Origin of the sequence: uncultured Bradyrhizobium sp., from assembly GCF_936928535.1 — a bacterium.
Classification (GTDB): Bacteria; Pseudomonadota; Alphaproteobacteria; order Rhizobiales; family Xanthobacteraceae; genus Bradyrhizobium.
Window position 1 is genome coordinate 1 of the sequence record NZ_CAKZHY010000077.1, and the last position, 18,912, is coordinate 18,912.

The 18,912-nt window shown below is 63.9% G+C and carries 18 protein-coding genes; 9 read left to right on the forward strand and 9 right to left on the reverse strand.

The window, feature by feature from the left end; translation table 11 throughout:
• Positions 1-72: 72 nt before the first annotated feature.
• A complete protein-coding gene (gene pobA / locus Q0687_RS11765; RefSeq protein ID WP_298876403.1) occupies positions 73-1,245 on the reverse strand; it encodes a 4-hydroxybenzoate 3-monooxygenase in 1,173 nt (390 codons plus the stop codon).
• 50 nt (positions 1,246-1,295) lie between these two features.
• Here pobA and Q0687_RS11770 point away from each other — a divergent pair, with 50 nt between their 5' ends.
• Entirely contained in the window at positions 1,296-2,198 is a 903-nt protein-coding gene (locus tag Q0687_RS11770) for a helix-turn-helix domain-containing protein (RefSeq protein WP_298876406.1), read from the forward strand.
• Between the two features lie 39 nt (positions 2,199-2,237).
• Here the strand turns inward: Q0687_RS11770 and Q0687_RS11775 are convergent, their stop codons facing one another.
• Both Q0687_RS11775 and Q0687_RS11780 read right to left on the reverse strand, forming a co-directional pair.
• Positions 2,238-2,627, reverse strand: a complete 390-nt coding sequence (locus Q0687_RS11775) for an SPW repeat protein (RefSeq protein ID WP_298876409.1) — start codon at positions 2,625-2,627, stop codon at positions 2,238-2,240.
• Positions 2,628-2,721: 94 nt separating this feature from the next.
• Entirely contained in the window at positions 2,722-3,702 is a 981-nt protein-coding gene (locus Q0687_RS11780; RefSeq protein WP_298876411.1) for a GlxA family transcriptional regulator, read from the reverse strand.
• A gap of 119 nt (positions 3,703-3,821) precedes the next feature.
• Here Q0687_RS11780 and Q0687_RS11785 point away from each other — a divergent pair, with 119 nt between their 5' ends.
• Positions 3,822-4,211: a nuclear transport factor 2 family protein gene (locus tag Q0687_RS11785; protein ID WP_298876413.1), complete on the forward strand. Its 390-nt coding sequence runs from the start codon at positions 3,822-3,824 to the stop codon at positions 4,209-4,211.
• 64 nt (positions 4,212-4,275) lie between these two features.
• Here the strand turns inward: Q0687_RS11785 and pcaG are convergent, their stop codons facing one another.
• Positions 4,276-4,902 carry a protocatechuate 3,4-dioxygenase subunit alpha gene (pcaG, locus tag Q0687_RS11790; protein ID WP_298876415.1) on the reverse strand — a complete coding sequence of 209 codons (627 nt, stop codon included), beginning with the start codon at positions 4,900-4,902 and terminating at the stop codon, positions 4,276-4,278.
• Positions 4,903-4,906: 4 nt separating this feature from the next.
• Complete coding sequence (pcaH, locus tag Q0687_RS11795) at positions 4,907-5,689, reverse strand: protocatechuate 3,4-dioxygenase subunit beta (RefSeq protein ID WP_298876421.1); 783 nt, start codon at positions 5,687-5,689, stop codon at positions 4,907-4,909.
• Positions 5,690-5,787: 98 nt separating this feature from the next.
• Between pcaH and Q0687_RS11800 the strand changes: the two genes are divergently transcribed.
• The 3 genes from Q0687_RS11800 to Q0687_RS11810 all read left to right on the forward strand — a co-directional run bounded on the left by Q0687_RS11800 (position 5,788) and on the right by Q0687_RS11810 (position 9,649).
• Entirely contained in the window at positions 5,788-6,720 is a 933-nt protein-coding gene (locus tag Q0687_RS11800) for a LysR family transcriptional regulator (protein ID WP_298876534.1), read from the forward strand.
• A gap of 81 nt (positions 6,721-6,801) precedes the next feature.
• Positions 6,802-8,106 carry a nicotinate phosphoribosyltransferase gene (gene pncB / locus Q0687_RS11805; RefSeq protein ID WP_298876424.1) on the forward strand — a complete coding sequence of 435 codons (1,305 nt, stop codon included), beginning with the start codon at positions 6,802-6,804 and terminating at the stop codon, positions 8,104-8,106.
• A 235-nt stretch (positions 8,107-8,341) separates the two neighbouring features.
• Positions 8,342-9,649, forward strand: a complete 1,308-nt coding sequence (locus Q0687_RS11810) for a GGDEF domain-containing protein (protein WP_298876429.1) — start codon at positions 8,342-8,344, stop codon at positions 9,647-9,649.
• Positions 9,650-9,657: 8 nt separating this feature from the next.
• Here the strand turns inward: Q0687_RS11810 and Q0687_RS11815 are convergent, their stop codons facing one another.
• Entirely contained in the window at positions 9,658-10,278 is a 621-nt protein-coding gene (locus Q0687_RS11815; RefSeq protein WP_298876432.1) for a TetR/AcrR family transcriptional regulator, read from the reverse strand.
• Positions 10,279-10,329: 51 nt separating this feature from the next.
• On the opposite strand from Q0687_RS11815, the gene Q0687_RS11820 reads away from it, so the two are divergent.
• From Q0687_RS11820 to Q0687_RS11830, 3 genes are all read left to right on the forward strand, one after another.
• Positions 10,330-10,587: a hypothetical protein gene (locus tag Q0687_RS11820; protein ID WP_298876435.1), complete on the forward strand. Its 258-nt coding sequence runs from the start codon at positions 10,330-10,332 to the stop codon at positions 10,585-10,587.
• A 360-nt stretch (positions 10,588-10,947) separates the two neighbouring features.
• The gene (locus Q0687_RS11825) at positions 10,948-14,352 is read left to right on the forward strand and encodes an acyl-[ACP]--phospholipid O-acyltransferase (RefSeq protein WP_298876438.1); all 3,405 of its coding nucleotides are present in this window, start codon (positions 10,948-10,950) and stop codon (positions 14,350-14,352) included.
• A 5-nt stretch (positions 14,353-14,357) separates the two neighbouring features.
• Complete coding sequence (locus tag Q0687_RS11830) at positions 14,358-15,026, forward strand: alpha/beta fold hydrolase (protein WP_298876441.1); 669 nt, start codon at positions 14,358-14,360, stop codon at positions 15,024-15,026.
• Positions 15,027-15,030: 4 nt separating this feature from the next.
• On the opposite strand, the gene tcuB is transcribed toward Q0687_RS11830, so the two are convergent.
• Both tcuB and tcuA read right to left on the reverse strand, forming a co-directional pair.
• A complete protein-coding gene (tcuB, locus tag Q0687_RS11835) occupies positions 15,031-16,131 on the reverse strand; it encodes a tricarballylate utilization 4Fe-4S protein TcuB (RefSeq protein WP_298876444.1) in 1,101 nt (366 codons plus the stop codon).
• The gene (tcuA, locus tag Q0687_RS11840) at positions 16,118-17,509 is read right to left on the reverse strand and encodes an FAD-dependent tricarballylate dehydrogenase TcuA (protein WP_298876447.1); all 1,392 of its coding nucleotides are present in this window, start codon (positions 17,507-17,509) and stop codon (positions 16,118-16,120) included. The genes tcuB and tcuA overlap by 14 nt, the downstream gene beginning before the upstream one ends.
• Positions 17,510-17,659: 150 nt before the next feature.
• Here tcuA and Q0687_RS11845 point away from each other — a divergent pair, with 150 nt between their 5' ends.
• Positions 17,660-18,355 carry a GntR family transcriptional regulator gene (locus Q0687_RS11845; protein ID WP_298876450.1) on the forward strand — a complete coding sequence of 232 codons (696 nt, stop codon included), beginning with the start codon at positions 17,660-17,662 and terminating at the stop codon, positions 18,353-18,355.
• A 7-nt stretch (positions 18,356-18,362) separates the two neighbouring features.
• Here Q0687_RS11845 and ybaK read toward each other — a convergent pair whose 3' ends face one another.
• Positions 18,363-18,836, reverse strand: coding sequence for a Cys-tRNA(Pro) deacylase (ybaK, locus tag Q0687_RS11850; RefSeq protein ID WP_298876453.1), 474 nt, complete (start codon positions 18,834-18,836; stop codon positions 18,363-18,365).
• Positions 18,837-18,912 lie beyond the last annotated feature (76 nt).

Below are 18,912 nucleotides of genomic sequence, written 5' to 3' on the forward strand. Positions count from 1 at the left end.
GAACCCCTCATCCGGCGCTTCGCGCCACCTTCTCCCACAAGGGGAGAAGGAAAGAGATCGACGTTTTCCGATCTAGAACGGCAGCCCTACATAATTCTCCGCGAGCAACCGCTGTGCTGTCTCGGACGAGAGCAGATAGTCCAGCTCGGTCTGCTGGAGCCGGTCTTCATACTCGGAGCGATCGGGGAAACGGTGCAGCATCATCGTCATCCACCACGAGAAGCGTTGCGCCTTCCATATCCGCGCGAGCGCCTTGGCGGAATAGCCCTTCAGTCCGGAATCGTCACCATGCTGATAATGCGAGAGCATCGCGTGGTAGAGATAATAGATATCCGAGGCGGCGCTGTTCAGCCCACGCGCGCCGGTCGGCGGCACGATATGGGCGGCATCGCCGGCGAGGAACAGGCGACCATAACTCATCGGCTCGGCGACGAAGCTGCGCAGCGGCGCAATGCTCTTCTCGATCGATTGGCCGGTGATCAGTCGCGCGGCGACGTCATCAGGGAGGCGACGCTTCAGCTCGGCCCAGAACGCATCGTCGCTCCAATCCTCCACCTTGTCGGTTAGCGGCACCTGGACGTAATAACGGCTCAGCACCTGTGAGCGGAGCGAGCAGAGCGCGAAACCGCGTTCGTGCTTCACATAGATCAGCTCCGGCGACACCGGCTTGGTGCGCGACAGCACGCCCAGCCAGCCGAACGGATAGATCTTCTCATATTCGCGCAACACGTCCCTCGGGATCGATTTGCGGCTGACGCCGTGAAAACCGTCGGCGCCGACGATGTAGTCGCAATCGACCCGCACGGCTTGGCCGTTGACGCGATACGTCACGTAGGGCCGGTCCGAGGTCAGATCATGCGGCATCACGTCCTCGGCATTGTGCACCACCTTGCCACCGTGCCGATCGCGCGCCTCGTAGAGATCGCGGGTCAGCTCGGTCTGGCCGTAGACCAGCACCGAATTGCCGCCGGAATGCTTGTGCAGATCGATGTGGGAGAGCACGCCGTCATGAGCGATCTCGAAGCCGTTGTGGATCTCACCCTCGCGGTCCATCCGCTCGCCGCATTGCGCCTCGCGCATCAGCCTAGCGAAACCGTGCTCGAGCACGCCGGCGCGGATGCGGGCCAGCACGTGCTCGCGGCTGTATTTCTCCAGCACGATGGTGTCGATGCCCTTCAGGTGCAGGAGCTGGGACAGCAATAATCCGGACGGCCCACCGCCGATGATGCAGACCTGAACTTTCATTTTTCCGTCCTCCCGTCGGTACTTTTTTGCAGATTCCGAGGCCCGGACCGATGGAGGGTTTTGCCAATGTCTTGTACTATTCGAACATGAGGACCACAGCCCCCGCCCCGGCGATCCGGGTCTACAATCTGTTCGGCGAAGCCGGAGATTTGCCGGACGTCGTCCATTGCGAGACGATTGCGTCCCGCTCGGTGCTGCATGACTGGACCCTCGCCGTGCACCGGCACGCAAGGCTGCACCAGGTGCTGCTGATCGAGCGCGGCGGCGGCGAAGCGACGCTCGACGGACGCGTGGTGCCATTGAAACCGACGCAGATCGTCAACGTGCCGGTCGGGCACGTCCATGGCTTCCGCTTCATTCCGGGAACACAGGGGTGGGTGCTGACCATCGCCGCGGAGATCATGGACGAGGCGCTGCTCGCCACCGAGGGTCTGCGCGGCGTGCTGTCGCGATCCGCCGTGGTTCGCGGCACACCCCAGATCCGCGCGACCATGAAGCAGATCTTTGCCGAACATGCTGCACGCGATTTCGGCCGCGCTCATGTGCTGCGCGCATTATCGGCGGCCATGGTCGGCCTCGTGGCCCGTGCGCTCACCGGCGAGAGCGGCGCCGGCGGCAATGCAGAGACAGATCTGTTCCGTCGTTTCGAGGCCTTGCTCGAACAGCATCATCTGGAGCGCTGGACGGTGGCGGACTATGCGAAGGCGCTGGCGATCACACCGACCCACCTCAATCGGGTCACGCGCGCGGCGACCGGCGACACCGCCTCGCACCTGATCCTGAACCGGCTGATCCGCGAAGCCCGCCGCAACCTCGTCTACACCAACCTGCCGGTCTCGACGATCGCCTACGCGCTCGGCTTCGAGGACCCTGCCTATTTCAGCCGGGTCTATGCCGCGGCCACCGGCCTGTCCCCGCGCACCTTTCGCGCACAGCTCCATGGCGGCGAATAGCGCGCCCTCTTGCAAACCATTCAACCAAGAAGCACCCCGTTACTGATGCGCCGTCTCCCGCCCGGGCTCCGCGGGCATATCCTCCGGGTGCCTCCTTTCGTAGTGAAGGAAGAGATCCAGCAGTGCCAGAAGCACGATGGCGATCCCGAAGCCGATGCTCAGATGCATCGCCCGCGTGTGCGGGAATCCGAGCAGCCAGGGCGAGGCGATGAGCCAGACGCCCATCAGGACGTTGATCCATTCCTCCCAATCCCTGTAAGCGATGATGGCTGCCAGCGAAAGCACGACAATGATCGCGCTGGTGATCCACAGGTCGATCTTGCCCTGGCTGTTGGTCAGCTTGAACAGCCACGGTGATAAGAAGAGGACGGCGGCGAGAAACAGATTATAGACGTCAGGGGCAGTTTCGCGTTCTTGCAGCTTGCTCATGGCAAACCCTCCGCGAGGGACCTGCCGAAGAAAACATCGTCAGACGATATAGTTCCTATTCAGAAGAGTTCGTTCGGCTAGACTTTAGTCCTGATCACGAACCGAAGCGACGACGATAGTCCTGCGGCGCGGTGGCCAGCACGCGCAAAAAGCTGCGGCGCATGGTCTCCTCGGAGCCGAAGCCGCAACGCTTGGATATCCGCTTCACGGGCAAGCGTGTCTCCGAGAGCATTCGCCGCGCAGCCTCCACCCGCAGCCGCTCGATCGCGCGAAGCGGCGTCAGTCCGGTGGCCTTGGCATAATGTCGGCTGAAGCTGCGCTCGCTCATGCCGGCCTCGCGCGCCAGGCTGGACAGCGAAAGGTCGCCGGTGAGATGCTTGCAGATCCATTGATGCAGCGCGCCGAACTCGTCCTCGGCCGATTGCAGCGACAGCGCCTCGCTGAACTGCGCCTGCCCGCCCGGCCGCTTGAGAAAGACAACGAGATAACGTGCCACCGCGAGCGCAATGGTGCGACCGAGATCCTCCTCCACCAGGGCCAGTGCCAGATCGATTCCGGCGGTCACGCCTGCCGAGGTCCAGATCGCGCCATCGCGCACGAAGATCGGATCGGGCTCGACACGCACGGCGGGAAAGCGCTTCGCGAGTTCGGCGCAATATGACCAATGGGTGACCGCGCGCCGTCCGTCGAGTGCGCCCGACGCACCCAGCAGAAATGCGCCGGTGCAGACCGATGCCACGCGCCGCGCCTTCTTCACGCGTTGCCGCAGCCAGTCCAGCAGCGCCGGATCGGAGGCGGCGGCATCGACGCCCGGACCACCTGCGACAACCAATGTATCCGGCCCGCTGCTCCGCGACAGCGGCCCCGTCGCGATCTCGAGTCCTGACGATGCCGTCACGCGCGCGCGATCTTTCGCGACCACGCGGAGGATATAGGGCGGCGCTCCGCCCGCCTCCACGATCTGCTCATTGGCAGTCGCGAACACCTGGAGAGGCCCTGTCACGTCGAGGAGCTGTACCGCTGGATAGGCCAGCACCTCGATTACGCGTGCAGAACCCCGCCCAGCACGTGACATCGAACTTGGCGAGATCAGAGGGGTCTTTGGCATTTGCGCCAAAGCGTGCCCGGTTATGTTGCCGCTGTCCAGCCTCGAATGGCGAGGTTCTCCATTCGACGGCACTGCAAGGAGAGACCATGACCACCAAAACCTTCACCAAGACTGCGCCGCCGGCATGGCTGCTCGCCATGTGGAAGGAAATCGACGACAAGACCTTTGGCAAGGGTTTTGACTGTTTCGCCGAAGATGCCGTCTGCAATCTCGGCGTCGCGGACTGGCACGGCCGCGAGGCGATCCGCAACAACCTTCGGCAGTTCATCGATCGCGGTTTTACGGCGCTCCACGACGTCGTCGAGTTCTGGGATAGTCCCGAGTTGAAGGTCTTCCACGGCAAGGTCGCGATGCGCTTCGACGATCCCGGTATCGCGCCGGTGCGGCCCACGATGGTCCATTTCTTTTATATGGACGAAAACGATCGCACCAAGGTCAAGCACTGGATCGGCGCGGTGGGACCGACCGGCTTCTAGGGATCGCAACAACAGAAACGGCCCCACCTTCGGATGGGGCCGCTCCACCTTTGAACAGGATCAATCAGACGTCGAAGAACACCGTCTCGTCCGGGCCCTGCAAATTGATCGTGAAGGAATAGACGGTCTTGCCGGCGCGCTCGCTGCGCGTGGCGATCAGGGTCTTGCGACGCACCGGCGGCTCGACCAGGGTGAGCACGGGATCGGCGGTGTTGGCGGCTTCCTCGTCGGAGAAATAGAGCCGCGTGTTGAGGCCGATATTGATGCCGCGCGCGACGATCCAGACATTGACATGCGGCGCGCATTTGCGCCCTGCCCCGTCGACGATCGCGCCCGGCTTGATGGTCTCGAAGGTCACCAGCCCACTCTCGAAATCGGAGCCGCCGCGGCCCCAGCCGCGGAAATCCTGGTCCCGCGCGCCGGCGGAGCGATCGGCCGGGTGATTATAGCAGCCGGCCGCGTTGGCCTGCCAGATCTCGAGCAGCACGTCGCGCAGCGGCGAGCCGCTGCCGTCGAGCACCTTGCCTTCCAGCACGATGCGGTCGCCCTTGGTGTTCGGCGTCACCAGCACGTTGGAAAAGTTCTTCTCGAAGATATCGAAGCCCGCCATGGCCGGGATCAGGCCGATATGGACGTAGGGCCCTGCGGTCTGCGAGGCGGTTTCCTTGAGATAGTTGAGCGGCTGCGGCATGTGCTCAGTTCCCTTCGGGGCGATTTTCGAAATAGGTGGAGCGCTGGCCGCGCAGCACGATGTCGAAGCGGTAGGCGAGCGAGTCGAACGGCGTCGCGGCATTGAGGTCGAGCGGCGCGACCAGACGGTCGAGCGCGTCCTTGTCCGGGATCGTCGTCAGGATCGGGCAGATCGGGATCAGGGGATCGCCCTCGAAGTACATCTGCGTGATCAGCCGCTGCGCAAAGCCGGAGCCGAACACCGAGAAGTGGATATGGGCGGGGCGCCAGCTGTTGACGAAGTTGCGCCAGGGGTAAGGACCGGGCTTCACGGTGCGGAAATAATAGTAGCCGGTGTCGTCGGTCAGCGCACGGCCGCAGCCGCCGAAGTTCGGATCGATCGGCGCCAGATACGTGTCCTTCTTGTGCCTGTAACGGCCGCCGGCATTGGCCTGCCAGAACTCTACCAGCGTGTTGGGAACGCCGCGGCCGGTCTCATCGAGCACGCGGCCGTGAACGACGATGCGCTCGCCGACAGGATCGCCGTCCTTGGCGTAGTTGCGGATCAGATCGTTGTCGAGCGGCCCGAGATCGTTGTGGCCGAACACCGGCCCCGTGATCTCCGAAACCGAGTTCTCGATCGACAGCAGTGACTGGCGCGGCGAGCGCAGCACCGAGGATTTATAGCCGGGTGCGTAGGCCGGGGGATGGATGGTGCGGTCGCGCTGAAAGAAGCCGCCATCGCGTGGCGTGAACGGCTCGGGTCGGTTGAGGCGGGGATCCTGCAAGGCTGGCGCCTGGACATTCATCGGCGTTGTCTCTCCCTGGGGGCGCCCCGGGGACCGGGGGCGCGGCTTATTGAACGATAATGCCGTCCCCCATTCTCAAGATAAATAGATCGGTTATAATGAATTACATGAACAAAATCGATCATTTGGCCCTCGACGGTCACGCCCTCGAACTTTTCCTCGCGGTGCTGGAAGAGGGTTCGGTGACAGCAGCCGCGACACGCCTCGGCCTGACGCAATCGGCCGTCAGTCACGGCCTGAACAAGCTGCGGCGGATCGTCGGCGATCCCTTGTTCGCAAAATCCGGCCGCGGCATCGTCGCCACCGCCCATGCCCAAGCCCTGGCCGTCAAGGCGCGCGCGCTGATCGACGAAATGCGCAGCTTCGCCGGCGGCGTCACCTTCGAGCCGGCAAGCGCGCAGCTTTCGCTGACGATCGCCGCCAATGATTTCCAGCGCGACCTACTGCTGCCACGCTTCTTCGACCATGTTGCCGCGCAGGTGAAGAATCTGAACCTGCGCGTGATCCCGTCGCAATCGCCCTCACCCGCGATGCTGCGCGAAAATCGCTGCGACCTGTTGATTACCCCACTGCCGCCGTCCGGCATCGACATCGTGCAGAAGCGGCTCTTGAGCGATCACTACGTCTGCTACTTCGATCCCAAGGCGCGCGCCGCACCGTCGGACCGAAGCGCCTATCTCGCGGCGCGACACATCACCGTGGTCTATACCGACAATGAGCGGCTCGACTTCGACCGCCGGCTCGCCGCGAACGGCTTCCACCGCGACATCGCCATCTCGGTGCCGAGCTTCTCCGGCGTGCCGTCGTTCCTGCGCGGGACGCAGATGCTGGCGAGCATGCCGAGCCTGCTGGCATCCGGCGTGATGCGCGGCTTCGCGCAGACGCGGATTCCGCTGGCCTCACGCACGCGCACGCTGGCCGAGCTTCCGATGTTCATGGTCTGGCACCAGCGCTACCAGAAAGACCCGGCGCATCGCTGGGTCAGGAGCCAGCTCGAGATCGTCGCAGCCACGACCGCCGGCGGCGGCTAATTCTCTGCTGCTGCGGCGGTGAGGGCCTATCCCTCAGCAAACCCACTGGTTGCGCGCGAGCGGCCACGCTAGAATTCGGTCATGACAGTGACCGATATTGCAAGCCGAACCTACAATCACAGCTGGCGGCTGGATCCCATCATCCGCAGCCTGCTGGATACCGATTTCTATAAGCTGTTGATGTTACAAATGATTCGGGAATCCTATCCGGATCAGCAAGTCACGTTCTCGGTCATCAACCGTTCGCGCCATGTGCGGCTTGCCGAGACCATCGATGAGAGCGAGCTGCGCGCCCAGCTCGACCATGCCCGCACCATCCGCTTCACCAAGAAGGAGCTGATCTGGCTTGCCGGTAACACCTTCTATGGCAAGACCCACATGTTCTCGGCGGATTTCATCCGCTGGCTCGCCGAATTTCGCCTTCCCGAATACGAGCTGCGCAAGGTCGAGGGCCAGTACGAGCTGCACTTCCACGGCCCGTGGACCCACACCTCGATGTGGGAGATTCCGGCCCTCGCCATCCTCAACGAATTGCGCTCGCGGGCTGCGATGAAGGGCCGCGGCCGCTTCGAGCTCGACGTGCTCTATGCCCGCGCCAAGGCCAAGCTGTGGACCAAGGTGGAGCGGCTGCGCAAGCTGGAGAATTTGCGGCTGTCCGACTTCGGCACCCGCCGCCGCCACGGTTTTCTCTGGCAGCGCTGGTGCGTGGAAGCGGTGAAGGAAGGGCTGGGACCGTCCTTCATCGGTACGTCCAACGTCCTGCTGGCGATGGACAACGATCTCGAAGCGATCGGCACCAATGCACACGAGCTGCCGATGGTCGCGGCCGCGCTCGCCAAGGACGACGAGGAATTGCGCTGGGCGCCCTATCGCATCCTCGATCAGTGGCGCCAGACCTATGGCGGCAATCTCCTGATCGCCCTGCCGGACGCTTTCGGCACCAAAGCCTTCCTGCGCGATGCGCCGGAATGGGTTGCCGACTGGACCGGCTTCCGCCCCGACAGTGCGCCGCCGATCCAGGCCGGCGAGGAGATCGTCGCGTGGTGGCAGAAGAAGGGCCGCAATCCCAAGGACAAGCTACTCGTCTTCTCCGATGCGATGGACGTCGGCTCGATCGAGGAGACCTATCACCACTTCGCCGGTCGCGTGCGGCTCTCGTTCGGCTGGGGCACCAACCTCACCAACGACTTCGTCGGCTGTGCGCCGGACGGCTCGTTCAACCTCGATCCGATTTCGCTGGTCTGCAAGGTGTCGTCGGTCGACGGGCGTCCGGCCGTCAAGCTCTCCGACAATCCGGAGAAGGCGACCGGAATGCCCTCCGAGATCGAGCGCTATTTGCGCGTGTTCGGCGATGCCGGGCGCGTGCGTCAGCCGGTGCTGGTCTAGCGATCGGCCAAATCTCTCAAGCGAGTAAATCGCAAAGGCCGGATTCGGCGGGATCGGCTGCGCCGATGCCGCGAGGTTCCGGCTCCGTCGCATTTGCCATATCGGTTTCACAACGCCTTCACCCTGCGAGATGGTCTTGGGACTTTTTCGGGGTGCACTAGGCAGCGTTCTCGCGTAATCGGCGTTGTCGGCGGAACGCTCCGCTGGGGTCGTTGAGTGATTTGGGGAACGCAGGGTGTTTCGCAGAACCGCAACGTCGGCGAAGGAACGCAGCTTCCTTCACGTCATCAAGCTCGTCTCGCCATTCGTCATGGTCGTCGTGCTCCAGGCGACCATTGCCGGATTCAGTTTGGAGGTGATGTCGTCGGTTCGCGCCTATGTCGCGGGTGAGGCGGTGTGGTCGCGCTCGCAGAAGAACGCCGTCTATTTCCTCACTCTTTATCTGCATTCGGGCGAAGCCAGCCAGTTTGCGCGGTATCAGTCCTCGATCGCCGTCCCGATCGGCGACGAATATGCAAGGTGGGCCCTCGAACGCGATCCGGTCGACGTCGAGACCGCCCGTATCGGCCTTCTGCAGGGCGGCAACCATCCGGACGACGTTCCGGGCATGATCTGGTTGTTCCGTAATTTCAGCGGCATCAACTTCTTTCAGGAGGCGATCCGGGAGTGGGCTGCCACCGATCCGATGCTGCTGGAGCTTAGCATCTTCAGTGAAGTGATCCGGAACGACCTGAAGGACGGCCCTGTCCGCAGCCCCGATCGCCTGCAATTCCTGTCGTCGCGGCTTTCGGAACTGAACAGGCAGTTCACCGGACATGCCGAGCGGTTCTCGACCGCCCTCGGCGAAGGCTCTCGCACCATCAAGGTGACGCTGACCGGCGTCAATATCATCACCGCCGCAGCACTGATCCTGCTTCTGATCTGGCATACGCGGCGACTGGTGTTGCAACGGCAGGCATTCGAGGATGCCTTGCACGCGGAGAAGGAACGCCTGGCCTATCAGGCGTCGCATGACTGGCTCACGGGCCTCTCCAACCGCCGCGCCTTCGAGGCACGGCTGCAACGCGAACTCGACGACAACGCGGCGGGTCTGCTCAGTCTGATCCTGCTCGACCTCGATCAGTTCAAGAGCGTCAACGACAGCTGCGGCCACCTCGCCGGCGACCGGCTGCTGTGTCAGGTCGCGCACCTGTTGCAGCAGGATCGGCGGCCGCGCGATCTGGTCGCCCGACTCGGCGGCGATGAATTCGCTCTGATCCTGCCGCGATGTGCGCCCTATGACGCGGTCGACATCGCCGAGCGGCTGCGGCGGTCGCTCGAGCTGTTCAACTTCTCCTGGGAGGATCGCTGCTTCGCGGTGACCGGCAGCATTGGCGTCACCTGCATCACCGAACGCGACACGACGCTCGAAGAGGCGATGCGTCGGGCCGATGCCGCCTGCTATCGCGCCAAGGACAAGGGACGCAATCGGGTTCAGTTTGACAATGGGAAGGCGGATGTCGTCCTCGTCGCCGCGCGGCCACGTGAAGCGGCACGCGCGTGACGATCGCCCTATCGTGCCGGCAAGACTCCAAGACCCACAAGATGCGCGTCGAGGAACTGTGTGACCTGCTGGCGCAGCAGCTGCGGCGGCACAGCGACCATACGCTCTTCGAGGCCGAGCGAGATGATGCCGTGGACGGCCGAAAACAGCGTGCGCGACAGTAGCGCGATCTTCACGTCGTCCGCATTCGGCAGCACACGCACCAGAGGTGAATGCATCAGCGCGAAGGCGTCCATCACCATCTGAAGGATGTCATCGGGATACGGACGGTCGTCCTCCATGCGATGCTCGAACAGCGAGCGCAGCAGATTGGCGTTTTCAGTGAAGAAATCGAGATAGGTCTCGGCCAATCCATAGAGTTGGCGCACCGGATCCCCGGAGGGAACCGAGACAAGCCGCGCCGTAAGCGCCTGAACCGTCTCCCGGTTGACGGTCAGGATGACCCCGTCGAAGTCGTCGAACTCGTTATAAACACTGCCGACGGAGCAGCCGACGGCGTCCGCAACGTCCCGAACCTTCAACGATCTCAGACCTTTAGAGGCAATAATGCCGCGGGCGATCTCCAGGATCTGGAGCCGCCGGCGATTTTTTTTCTGATCTCGCAGCGATTCTTCTTGAACAATGTTCATTTTCAAGCTACTCATGTGAACAATGTTCAATTTAACCCGGAGACCTGCAAAATGCAAACCCTCGCTGTTGATATTGCCTCCTCCTTCGTCGATGACGCCGCAGCCCTGGTCAGCGGCTTCGGCCGTGCTGCCCTGCGGCTCGCAATGGCGCCGATCGATCGGATTGCAAATGCTTGCGACATCGCCGGCGTGCTCGCCGAGCGCCGCGCGACCTTCCTGATGTGGCGGACCAACCGCGCCCGCTACGGCCGCCGCGTCAGCCTGCTTGGCCGCCTCAACCCGTTTCGCCATCTGGCTCATCTCACCTGAAGGAGAGGCCGATGCGCATGCAGGTCCACTCGAATGCGAGCGCCCATCGCAACAAAGGACTTACTATGTCCGGACAATGCCGGCCGACCCGGCGAAAGTCAGGGATGCCGTTCAGCTTTTCCTTATCGGGCCCGGCGATATCCCCATAATCGCGGCATTTCCGCCCGAAGCTGCGGCCGCGACCGGATATTTGCGAACCTAACGAGACAGACTGGAGACCAACAGGATCGGAGGGACCGAGGGGGACACAACAGGCCGGCAAGCATCCTCGCCTGCATTCGCTCCCCCACACCCTTCCGGTCGTGATGTTTCACCCACAACGTAACAACCTCAGGCTGCCTTTCCAAAACAGGACTCGTCATGATCAGGGAATTGATGTCGTCACGCCGATTTGCGCCGCTGTTCTGGGCGCAATTTTTCTCGGCGCTCAATGACAACGTGCTCAAGAACGCACTCGTCATCATCCTGCTTTACAGCGCCGCAACGGGCCACGGCGATGCCCTGGTGACGGTGGCAGGTGCCGTCTTCATCTTCCCCTACTTCATCTTGTCGGGTCTCGGCGGCCAGCTCGCCGACAAATACGTCAAATCGGTTGTCGCTAGGCGATTGAAGTTTGCCGAGATCTTCGCAGCGGGCTTCGCCGCTGCCGGTTTCTTCATGCACTCGGTGCCGTTGCTGTTCACCGCGCTTGCGCTGTTCGGCATCATCGCCGCGCTGTTCGGCCCCGTGAAATACTCCATGCTGCCGGACCAGCTCGGGCTCGGCGAGCTCGCTACCGGCAACGCGCTGGTCGAAGGCGCGACCTTCATGGCGATCCTGGTCGGCACTGTCGCCGGCGGCCAATTCGTCGCGGGCTCCGCTCATATGGGTTGGGTCGCATCGGCCGTGGTCGTGCTGGCCCTGCTGTCCTGGGCCTTTGCCTCGCGCATTCCGCAGACAACGCCCTCCGCACCTGATCTGCCCGTCGATGCCAATCCCTGGACCTCGACGCTCGGCCTGCTCAAGACGCTGTATGCCGATCACCGTCTCTGGGACGGCACCGTGATCGTCTCCTGGTTCTGGCTGGTCGGCGCGATCGTGCTGTCGCTGCTGCCGGCGCTGGTCAAGGACGTTGTCGGCGGCAGCGAAGGCGTGGTGACGCTGTGCCTTGCGATCTTCGCGATCGGCATTGCCATCGGCTCGTTGTTTGCGGCCAGCCTGAGCCACGTTCGTCCGAACCTCGCGCTGGTGCCGATCGGCGCCATCATGATGGGATTTGCCGGCATCGACCTTGCCTGGGCCATCAGCGTCGCAGTTAAAGGCAACGACATCGCCGCGATCGATTTCGCGACCTCGTTTGGCGGTCTGCGCATGCTGATCGACTTCGTCGTCTTCGCGTTCGGTGGTGGCCTGTTCGTCGTTCCCTCCTTCGCAGCGGTGCAGGCCTGGTCGGAGCCGAACGAGCGCGCCCGCATCATCGCCGCCGGCAACGTGCTGCAGGCTGCCTTCATGGTATCAGGCTCGCTGTTCGTCGCGCTGCTGCAGGGAGCTGGCTTGCATGTCGGCTGGATCTTCCTCGGCCTTGGCGTCGCCAGCTTCGGCGCGGTGTGGTTCGTGCTGACCAAATGGGGCAAGGAAGGCGTGCGCGATTTCGGCGCGCTGCTGTTCCGCGCGCTGTTCCGCACCGAAGTGCGCGGGCTCGAGAACCTGCCGCCATCAGGCACGCGCATGCTGATCGCGCCCAATCACGTCAGCCTGATCGACGGCCCGCTGCTGCACGCCGTGCTGCCGATCGACGCCAGCTTCGCGGTCGACACCGGCATCTCCAAAGCCTGGTGGGCCAAGCCGTTCCTGCGCGTGGTCAAGCACTACACCATGGACCCGACCAAGCCGCTGGCGGCGCGCGACCTGATCAAGCTCGTCGCCGCGGGCGAGCCCGTTGTGATCTTCCCGGAAGGACGCATCACCGTCTCCGGCTCGCTGATGAAGGTCTATGACGGCACCGCGATGATCGCGGACAAGGCCGACGCCGTCGTCGTGCCTGTTCGCATCGAAGGCGCCCAGCGTTCGCATCTGAGCTACCTCAACTCCAGCCAGATCAAGCGCTCATGGTTTCCGCGGGTGACGGTCACGATCCTGCCGCCGGTCAAGCTGCCGGTCGCTTCGGAGCTGAAGGGCAAGGCACGCCGCAACGCCGCGGGCGCTGCGCTCCAGGACGTCATGATCGACGCGATGGTCAAGAATGCCATGCTCGATCACACGCTGTTCGAAGCGCTCGGACACGCCTATCGCGACCGCGACACCGGCAAGGTGATCATCGAGGACGCGCTCGGCACCAAGCTGACCTATCGCAAGCTGATCCTTGGCGCGCAGGTCCTGAGCCGCAAGTTAGAGGCCGGCACCATGGCCGGCGAGAATGTCGGCGTGCTACTCCCGAACTCCGCAGGCGTCGCGGTCGTCTTCATGGCGCTGCAAGGCATCGGCCGCGTTCCGGCCATGCTCAACTTCTCGGCCGGCCCGGTCAACGTTCTCGCTGCCATGAAGGCTGCGCAGGTCAGGACCGTGCTGACGTCAAAGGCGTTCATCGAGAAGGGCAAGCTCGACAAGCTGGTAGCCGCGATCTCGGCTGAGGCACGAATCGTCTATCTCGAGGATGTTCGTGCTTCCATCGGCACCGCCGACAAGATCAAGGGCCTATTGGCCGGCACCGCCCCGCGCGTTACCCGCCAGGCCAACGATCCGGCCGTCGTGCTGTTCACGTCGGGCTCGGAAGGCACGCCCAAGGGCGTGGTGCTGTCCCACCGCAACATCCTCGCCAACGCGGCGCAGGCGCTGGCGCGGGTCGATGCCAACGCCGATGACAAGGTGTTCAACGTGCTGCCGGTGTTCCACTCCTTCGGCCTGACAGGCGGAATGATGATGCCAATGCTCGCGGGCATCCCTATCTACATGTACCCCTCGCCGCTGCACTATCGCATCGTGCCCGAGCTGATCTACCAGACCGGCGCCACGATCCTGTTCGGCACCGACACGTTCCTCACCGGCTATGCCCGCTCGGCACATGTCTACGACTTCCGTACCCTGCGCCTCGTGATCGCAGGCGCGGAGGCGGTCAAGGACCGCACGCGCCAGGTGTTCATGGAACGCTACGGCATCCGCATCCTCGAGGGCTATGGCGTCACCGAGACGGCGCCGGTGCTGGCGATGAATACGCCGATGGCCAACCGCCCCGGCACCGTCGGCCGCCTCTCGCCGCTGATGGAGAGCAAGCTCGATCCGGTCCCCGGCATCGAGGAAGGTGGTCGTCTCTCGGTTCGCGGGCCGAACGTGATGCTCGGCTATCTCAGGGCCGAAAACCCCGGCGTGCTCGAAGTGCTGCCCGAAGGCTGGCACGACACCGGCGACATCGTCGCAATCGACGCCGCCGGCTTCATCACCATCAAGGGCCGTGCCAAGCGCTTTGCCAAGATCGCCGGCGAAATGGTCTCGCTGTCGGCGGTCGAAAGCATCGCGACGACGCTGTGGCCGCAGGCCGGCTCGGTCGCCGTGTCTATCCCGGACCAGCGCAAGGGCGAGCGTATCGTCCTGCTGACGACGGAGAAGAATGCCGAGCGCAGCGCGATGCAGGCCCGGGCCAAAGCAATCGGCGCTTCCGAGCTGACCGTGCCCGCCACGATCATGGTGGTCGACAAGGTGCCACTGCTCGGCACCGGCAAGACCGACTATGTCACGGCAACGACCATGGCCCGCGAACAAGCGTCCGCGCCGGAACGCGAGGTCGCCTGAAAGACATGCACGAGGTGGCCTTGAAAGGCGATGCGCGGTGCCCGGGAGTGGTTCTGCTTCACGGCATCGCGCGCACCTCGGCATCCCTGAAAAAGCTGGAGCGGGCGCTCCAGGCGGCCGGGTTTGCGACGCTCAACCTCGACTATTCCAGCCGTAGCAGGCCGATCGCGGCGCTTGCGGACGACATCCATCCGGCGATCTCGGAGTTTGCCGGGCGCGATACGCCGCTTCACTTCGTTGCGTATTCGATGGGCGGCCTCGTGGCTCGTACCTATATCGCGAAATATCGACCGACCCGGCTTGCCGGCGTGGTGATGCTTGGCACGCCGAACGGCGGCAGCGAGGTCGCCGATCTCTTGAGCGGCTCGCGTCTCTACCGCGCCTTCTACGGGCCCGCCGGGCTTGAGCTCACGACCGCGACCCGGCGGGACGCTTTGCCTGAAGTGGACTATCCCATCGGCGTGATCGCGGGAAACCGCTTCATCGATCCGGTCGCAGGCCTGTTCGTTCTCCCGAAGCCCAACGATGGACGGGTGTCGGTGCAAAGCGCGATGCTATCAGGCATGGCTGACGCCGTCGTCGTGAAGGCGTCGCATACCGGCCTTCCGCGGCATACCACCGCAATCTCCCAGACCATCGCTTTCCTGCGCGACGGTCGCTTCAGTCCGACGTGACGATTTAAGCCTCCGTTCGCCGCTCCTGCGCATAGCGCACCAGCGCCGCGAAGCGGTAGATGCCGTGCACGAATTTGCCGTAGGGCATGGTGATGAACAGCGCGAACACCGCGCCGAGATGCAGCGCCAGCAGCGGCCCCATCATGGCGGTCTCGCGCAGGACCAGCAGCAGCATGCCGGTGAGCCCGGTCAGGAACAGCATGGCGATGAAGCCGACATCCATGCCGTAACGTTGCTCGTCGACCAGCTCCGGTGCACGGCGCGACTTCGCGACGAGCAGCCCGATCGGACCGGCGATGAGGCCAATGCCACCGAGCGTACCCAACACGACAGGCAGATCCCACCACGGATACGGCGCCTCGCGGCCGAGCAGATAATGATAGAGCGTGGCGACCGAGGTCGCGGCGAAGCACAGCAGGAAGCCGTAGAACGTGAGGTGGTGAAAAAGCTTGCGCCGGTCGGTCGGCTTGTCGTCCTCGTTGTAACAGCCGACACCGCCGCCATGGAGATAACGCAGCTCGCCGGCATCGCGGATCGCCTGGAAAATCGAGCCGCCATCGACGCGGCCACCGATCGGTGTGCCGATATCGCGCCAGAACGCGCGCACGCTCATGACCAGCGCGAGGATCGCGTAGAGAAACGCGGCGCTGAACAGCGCGGCCATCGCGTTGTGTGGCATGAGCTTGTAGAACGCGCCGGGGCCGGTGTGCACGCCAAACAGCACGCCGCGGTCGTTCAGCACGGCGAAACCGAGAATGAAGGCGGCCATGCTCAGCGCGGCAACGATGCTGATGACGAGCCCGTTGCGCGCGAAGGTGCCGGACAGCGCCTGCGGCCAGGCATAGGCCGCATAGGATTCCGCGCGTGCAACCGCCAGCGTTTTGGGAACGTTGACGTTGAATTCGTGCGGCGGCGAGAACTGGCAGTCGACGTAGCAGGCGCCGCAGGAATGGCAGAGGTTGGCGAGATAGTTGAGGTCGCCGTCGGAGAACGCACGCCGCATCTCCATGGCCGGAAACACCGCACACAGGCCCTCGCAATAGCGGCAGGAATTGCAGACCGTCATCAGACGGTCGGCTTCATCAAGGATTCTAGTTCCGTGCATGTTTCGCCGCTTCCCGTCCTGCGATCCGCCCGAACACGCTGCCGATGGTCATGCCCATGCCGGCCGCATAGCCCTTGCCGAGCACATTGCCCGCCATGATCTCGCCGGCTGCGAACATGTTTGCGGACGGCTTGCCGTCAGCCATCAGCATCCGCGCGTCCTTGTTCACGCGCGTGCCGAGATAGGTGAAGGTGATGCCGGGCCGCACCGGATAGGCAAGATAGGGCGGCGTCTCGATCTTGCGCGCCCAGTGGGTCTTGGGCGGCGTGATGCCTTCGGTCACGCAATCGTCGAGGATCGTATGATCGAACGTCCCGGGCCGCACAGCGGCATTGAACTCGGTGATGGTCTTTTCCAGCGCGGCCGGATCGAGCTCCAGCTTGCCCGCGAGCTCGGCGATGGTTTGTCCGGCGATCGGCGGAAACAGCGTCGGCATGAAACTGGTGACGACGGTGGAATCAAAGATGATGTAGGCAATCTGGTCGGGCTGCGCCGCGACCACCCGCCCCCAGATCGCGTAGCGCTTCGGCCAGATGTCTTCGCCTTCGTCGTAGAAGCGCTGCGAATGCTTGTTCACGACGATGCCGAACACGACCGAGTCATGGCGCGTGATGATGCCGCCGTCGAATTTCGGCGCGCGGGCGTCGATCGCGACCGCATGACACTGGGTGGGATCGCCGACCTCCTGCACGCCCTTGGCGAGCAGCATCTTCAGGATCGAGCCGCGATTATAGGGCGTGCCGCGGATCAGGAAATTGTCGGCGGCCTCGCCCCAGTATTGCTTCAGCCATTCGATGTTGGCCTCGAAGCCACCGGCAGCCGCCACCAGCGAGGTCGCGCGGATCTCGCTCTCGCCCTTGATCGGCCGCTTCAGACGCGCGGCGAGGAACATGCCGTCCTCGATCACGAGGTCGGTGACCTCCGCATCGTATTCGACGTCGACGCCGAGCCGCTCGGCCGTCAGATACAGCGCGTTCAGCATGGCGCGGCCACCGCCGAGGAAGAAAGAGTTGGTGCGGCCGAGGCTCAGCGTGCCGCCGAGCGAGGGCTGCCAGCGCACGCCCTGCTCCACGATCCAGTTCAGGATGTCCTTGGACTCCCGGATCATGTGGCGGGCGAGCACCTCATCGGTCTGCCCGCCGGTCACGCGCAGCAGATCCTCCCAGAATTCATCTTCTGTGTAGGGCCCGGTCAGGATTTCGGTCGCGGCGTCATGGGCGCAGCGCATGTTGCGGGTGTGACGGGTGTTGCCACCACGATAGAACTTTGGCGCCCCTTCGAGCACGAGGACCGAAGCGCCGCCACGCCGTGCTGCGATCGCCGCGCACAGCGCCGCGTTGCCGCCGCCGATCACCAGCACGTCGTATTTGCTGCCCATGCGCGTCCGTCCGATGCGACGAAGTTAGAGACATTCTGCCCGCCAACAGCTCCGGTCAACCGGCTTCGCTGTTGCGTACTTTTGTATACAAAGATATACAGAAGCGGCGCAAGCAACATCTCTGCATGGGCAGGATGCGAGTTGAGGGCCATGGCCAGACGTCCGGCAAAGGCAGGCGGATCGATTGCACGCGATGGTAGTGTCGCGCTCGGCGAAGCCGTGTTCCGTTCGCTCTGCGAGGCGCTCCAGGCCGGCAGCTACCGCGCCGGCGATCGCCTGCGCGAGGAGGAGGTCGCCCAGCGGCTGAAAGTCAGCCGCACGCCGGTGCGGGAAGCGCTGGGCCGGCTCGCCGCGCGCGGCTTCGTCGAGCCCGCCGGCGGCCGCGGGCTGATCGTGCGCAACCTCGACATCTCGGAGGTGCTCGAGCTCTACGCCATGCGCGAGATCATGGAAGGCGCCGCCGCGCGCCTTGCCGCCGAGCATGCCTCTGCACCCGAGGTGGATGCGCTCAGGGATATCGAGCAGGCCTTTGTCGAAGCCTCCGAAACGGACGCCGCCGAGATGGCAAGGGAAAGGGCAAGGCTCAACCGGGCCTTCCACGAGGCGATCTGCCGCGCAGCGCGCAACCGCTATCTCGACAACGCCTCGCGCGAATTGCAGGACTGGATCGCCCTGCTCGGTCCGACCACCTTCACCGTGACGGGGCGTCCCTCGACCAGCCATAGCGAGCACCTGGCCATCATCGACGCCATCGCCGCGCGTGACGGCAACAATGCCGAGCAGCTCGCCCGTGCGCATATCCGCGAGGCGCTGCGCTGTCGTCTCAAGCTGCTGCAGAGGCAGTAGCGGATGCTCATGCCAGCACGTCGGCCACGACCGCCTTCACGGCGTCCCGCACATCGGTCGGCTTCATCCGCACCTGCAAGCCGCGCTGACCGCCATTGAGATAGACCAGCTCATGCGTGAGCGCGCTTCTCTCGATCACGGTGCGGACCGGCTTGCGCTGCCCGAATGGGCTGATGCCGCCGACCTTGTAGCCGGTGACGCGTTCGGCCTCCGGCGGCTTCATCATCTGCGCCGACTTGCCGCCCGCGGCCGCGGCGAGCTTCTTCATCGAGACTTCCTGGTTGGAGGGGACGATGACGCAAACCGGCTTGCCGTCCACCAGCGCCATTAGCGTCTTCAGCACCCGCGCGGGATCCTCGCCGAGCGCGGCCGCCGCCTGCAGGCCGATGCTCTCGGCGTCAGGATCGTAGTCGTAGGTGTGGACGGTGAAGGCAATGCGGGCAGCTTCAAGCGTACGGGTGGCCGGGGTGACTTTGGACATGCGCCATGTTTATCACCGTCATTGCGAGGAGCGAAGCGACGAAGCAATCCAGCTGTCTCCGCGGAGAGATGCTGGA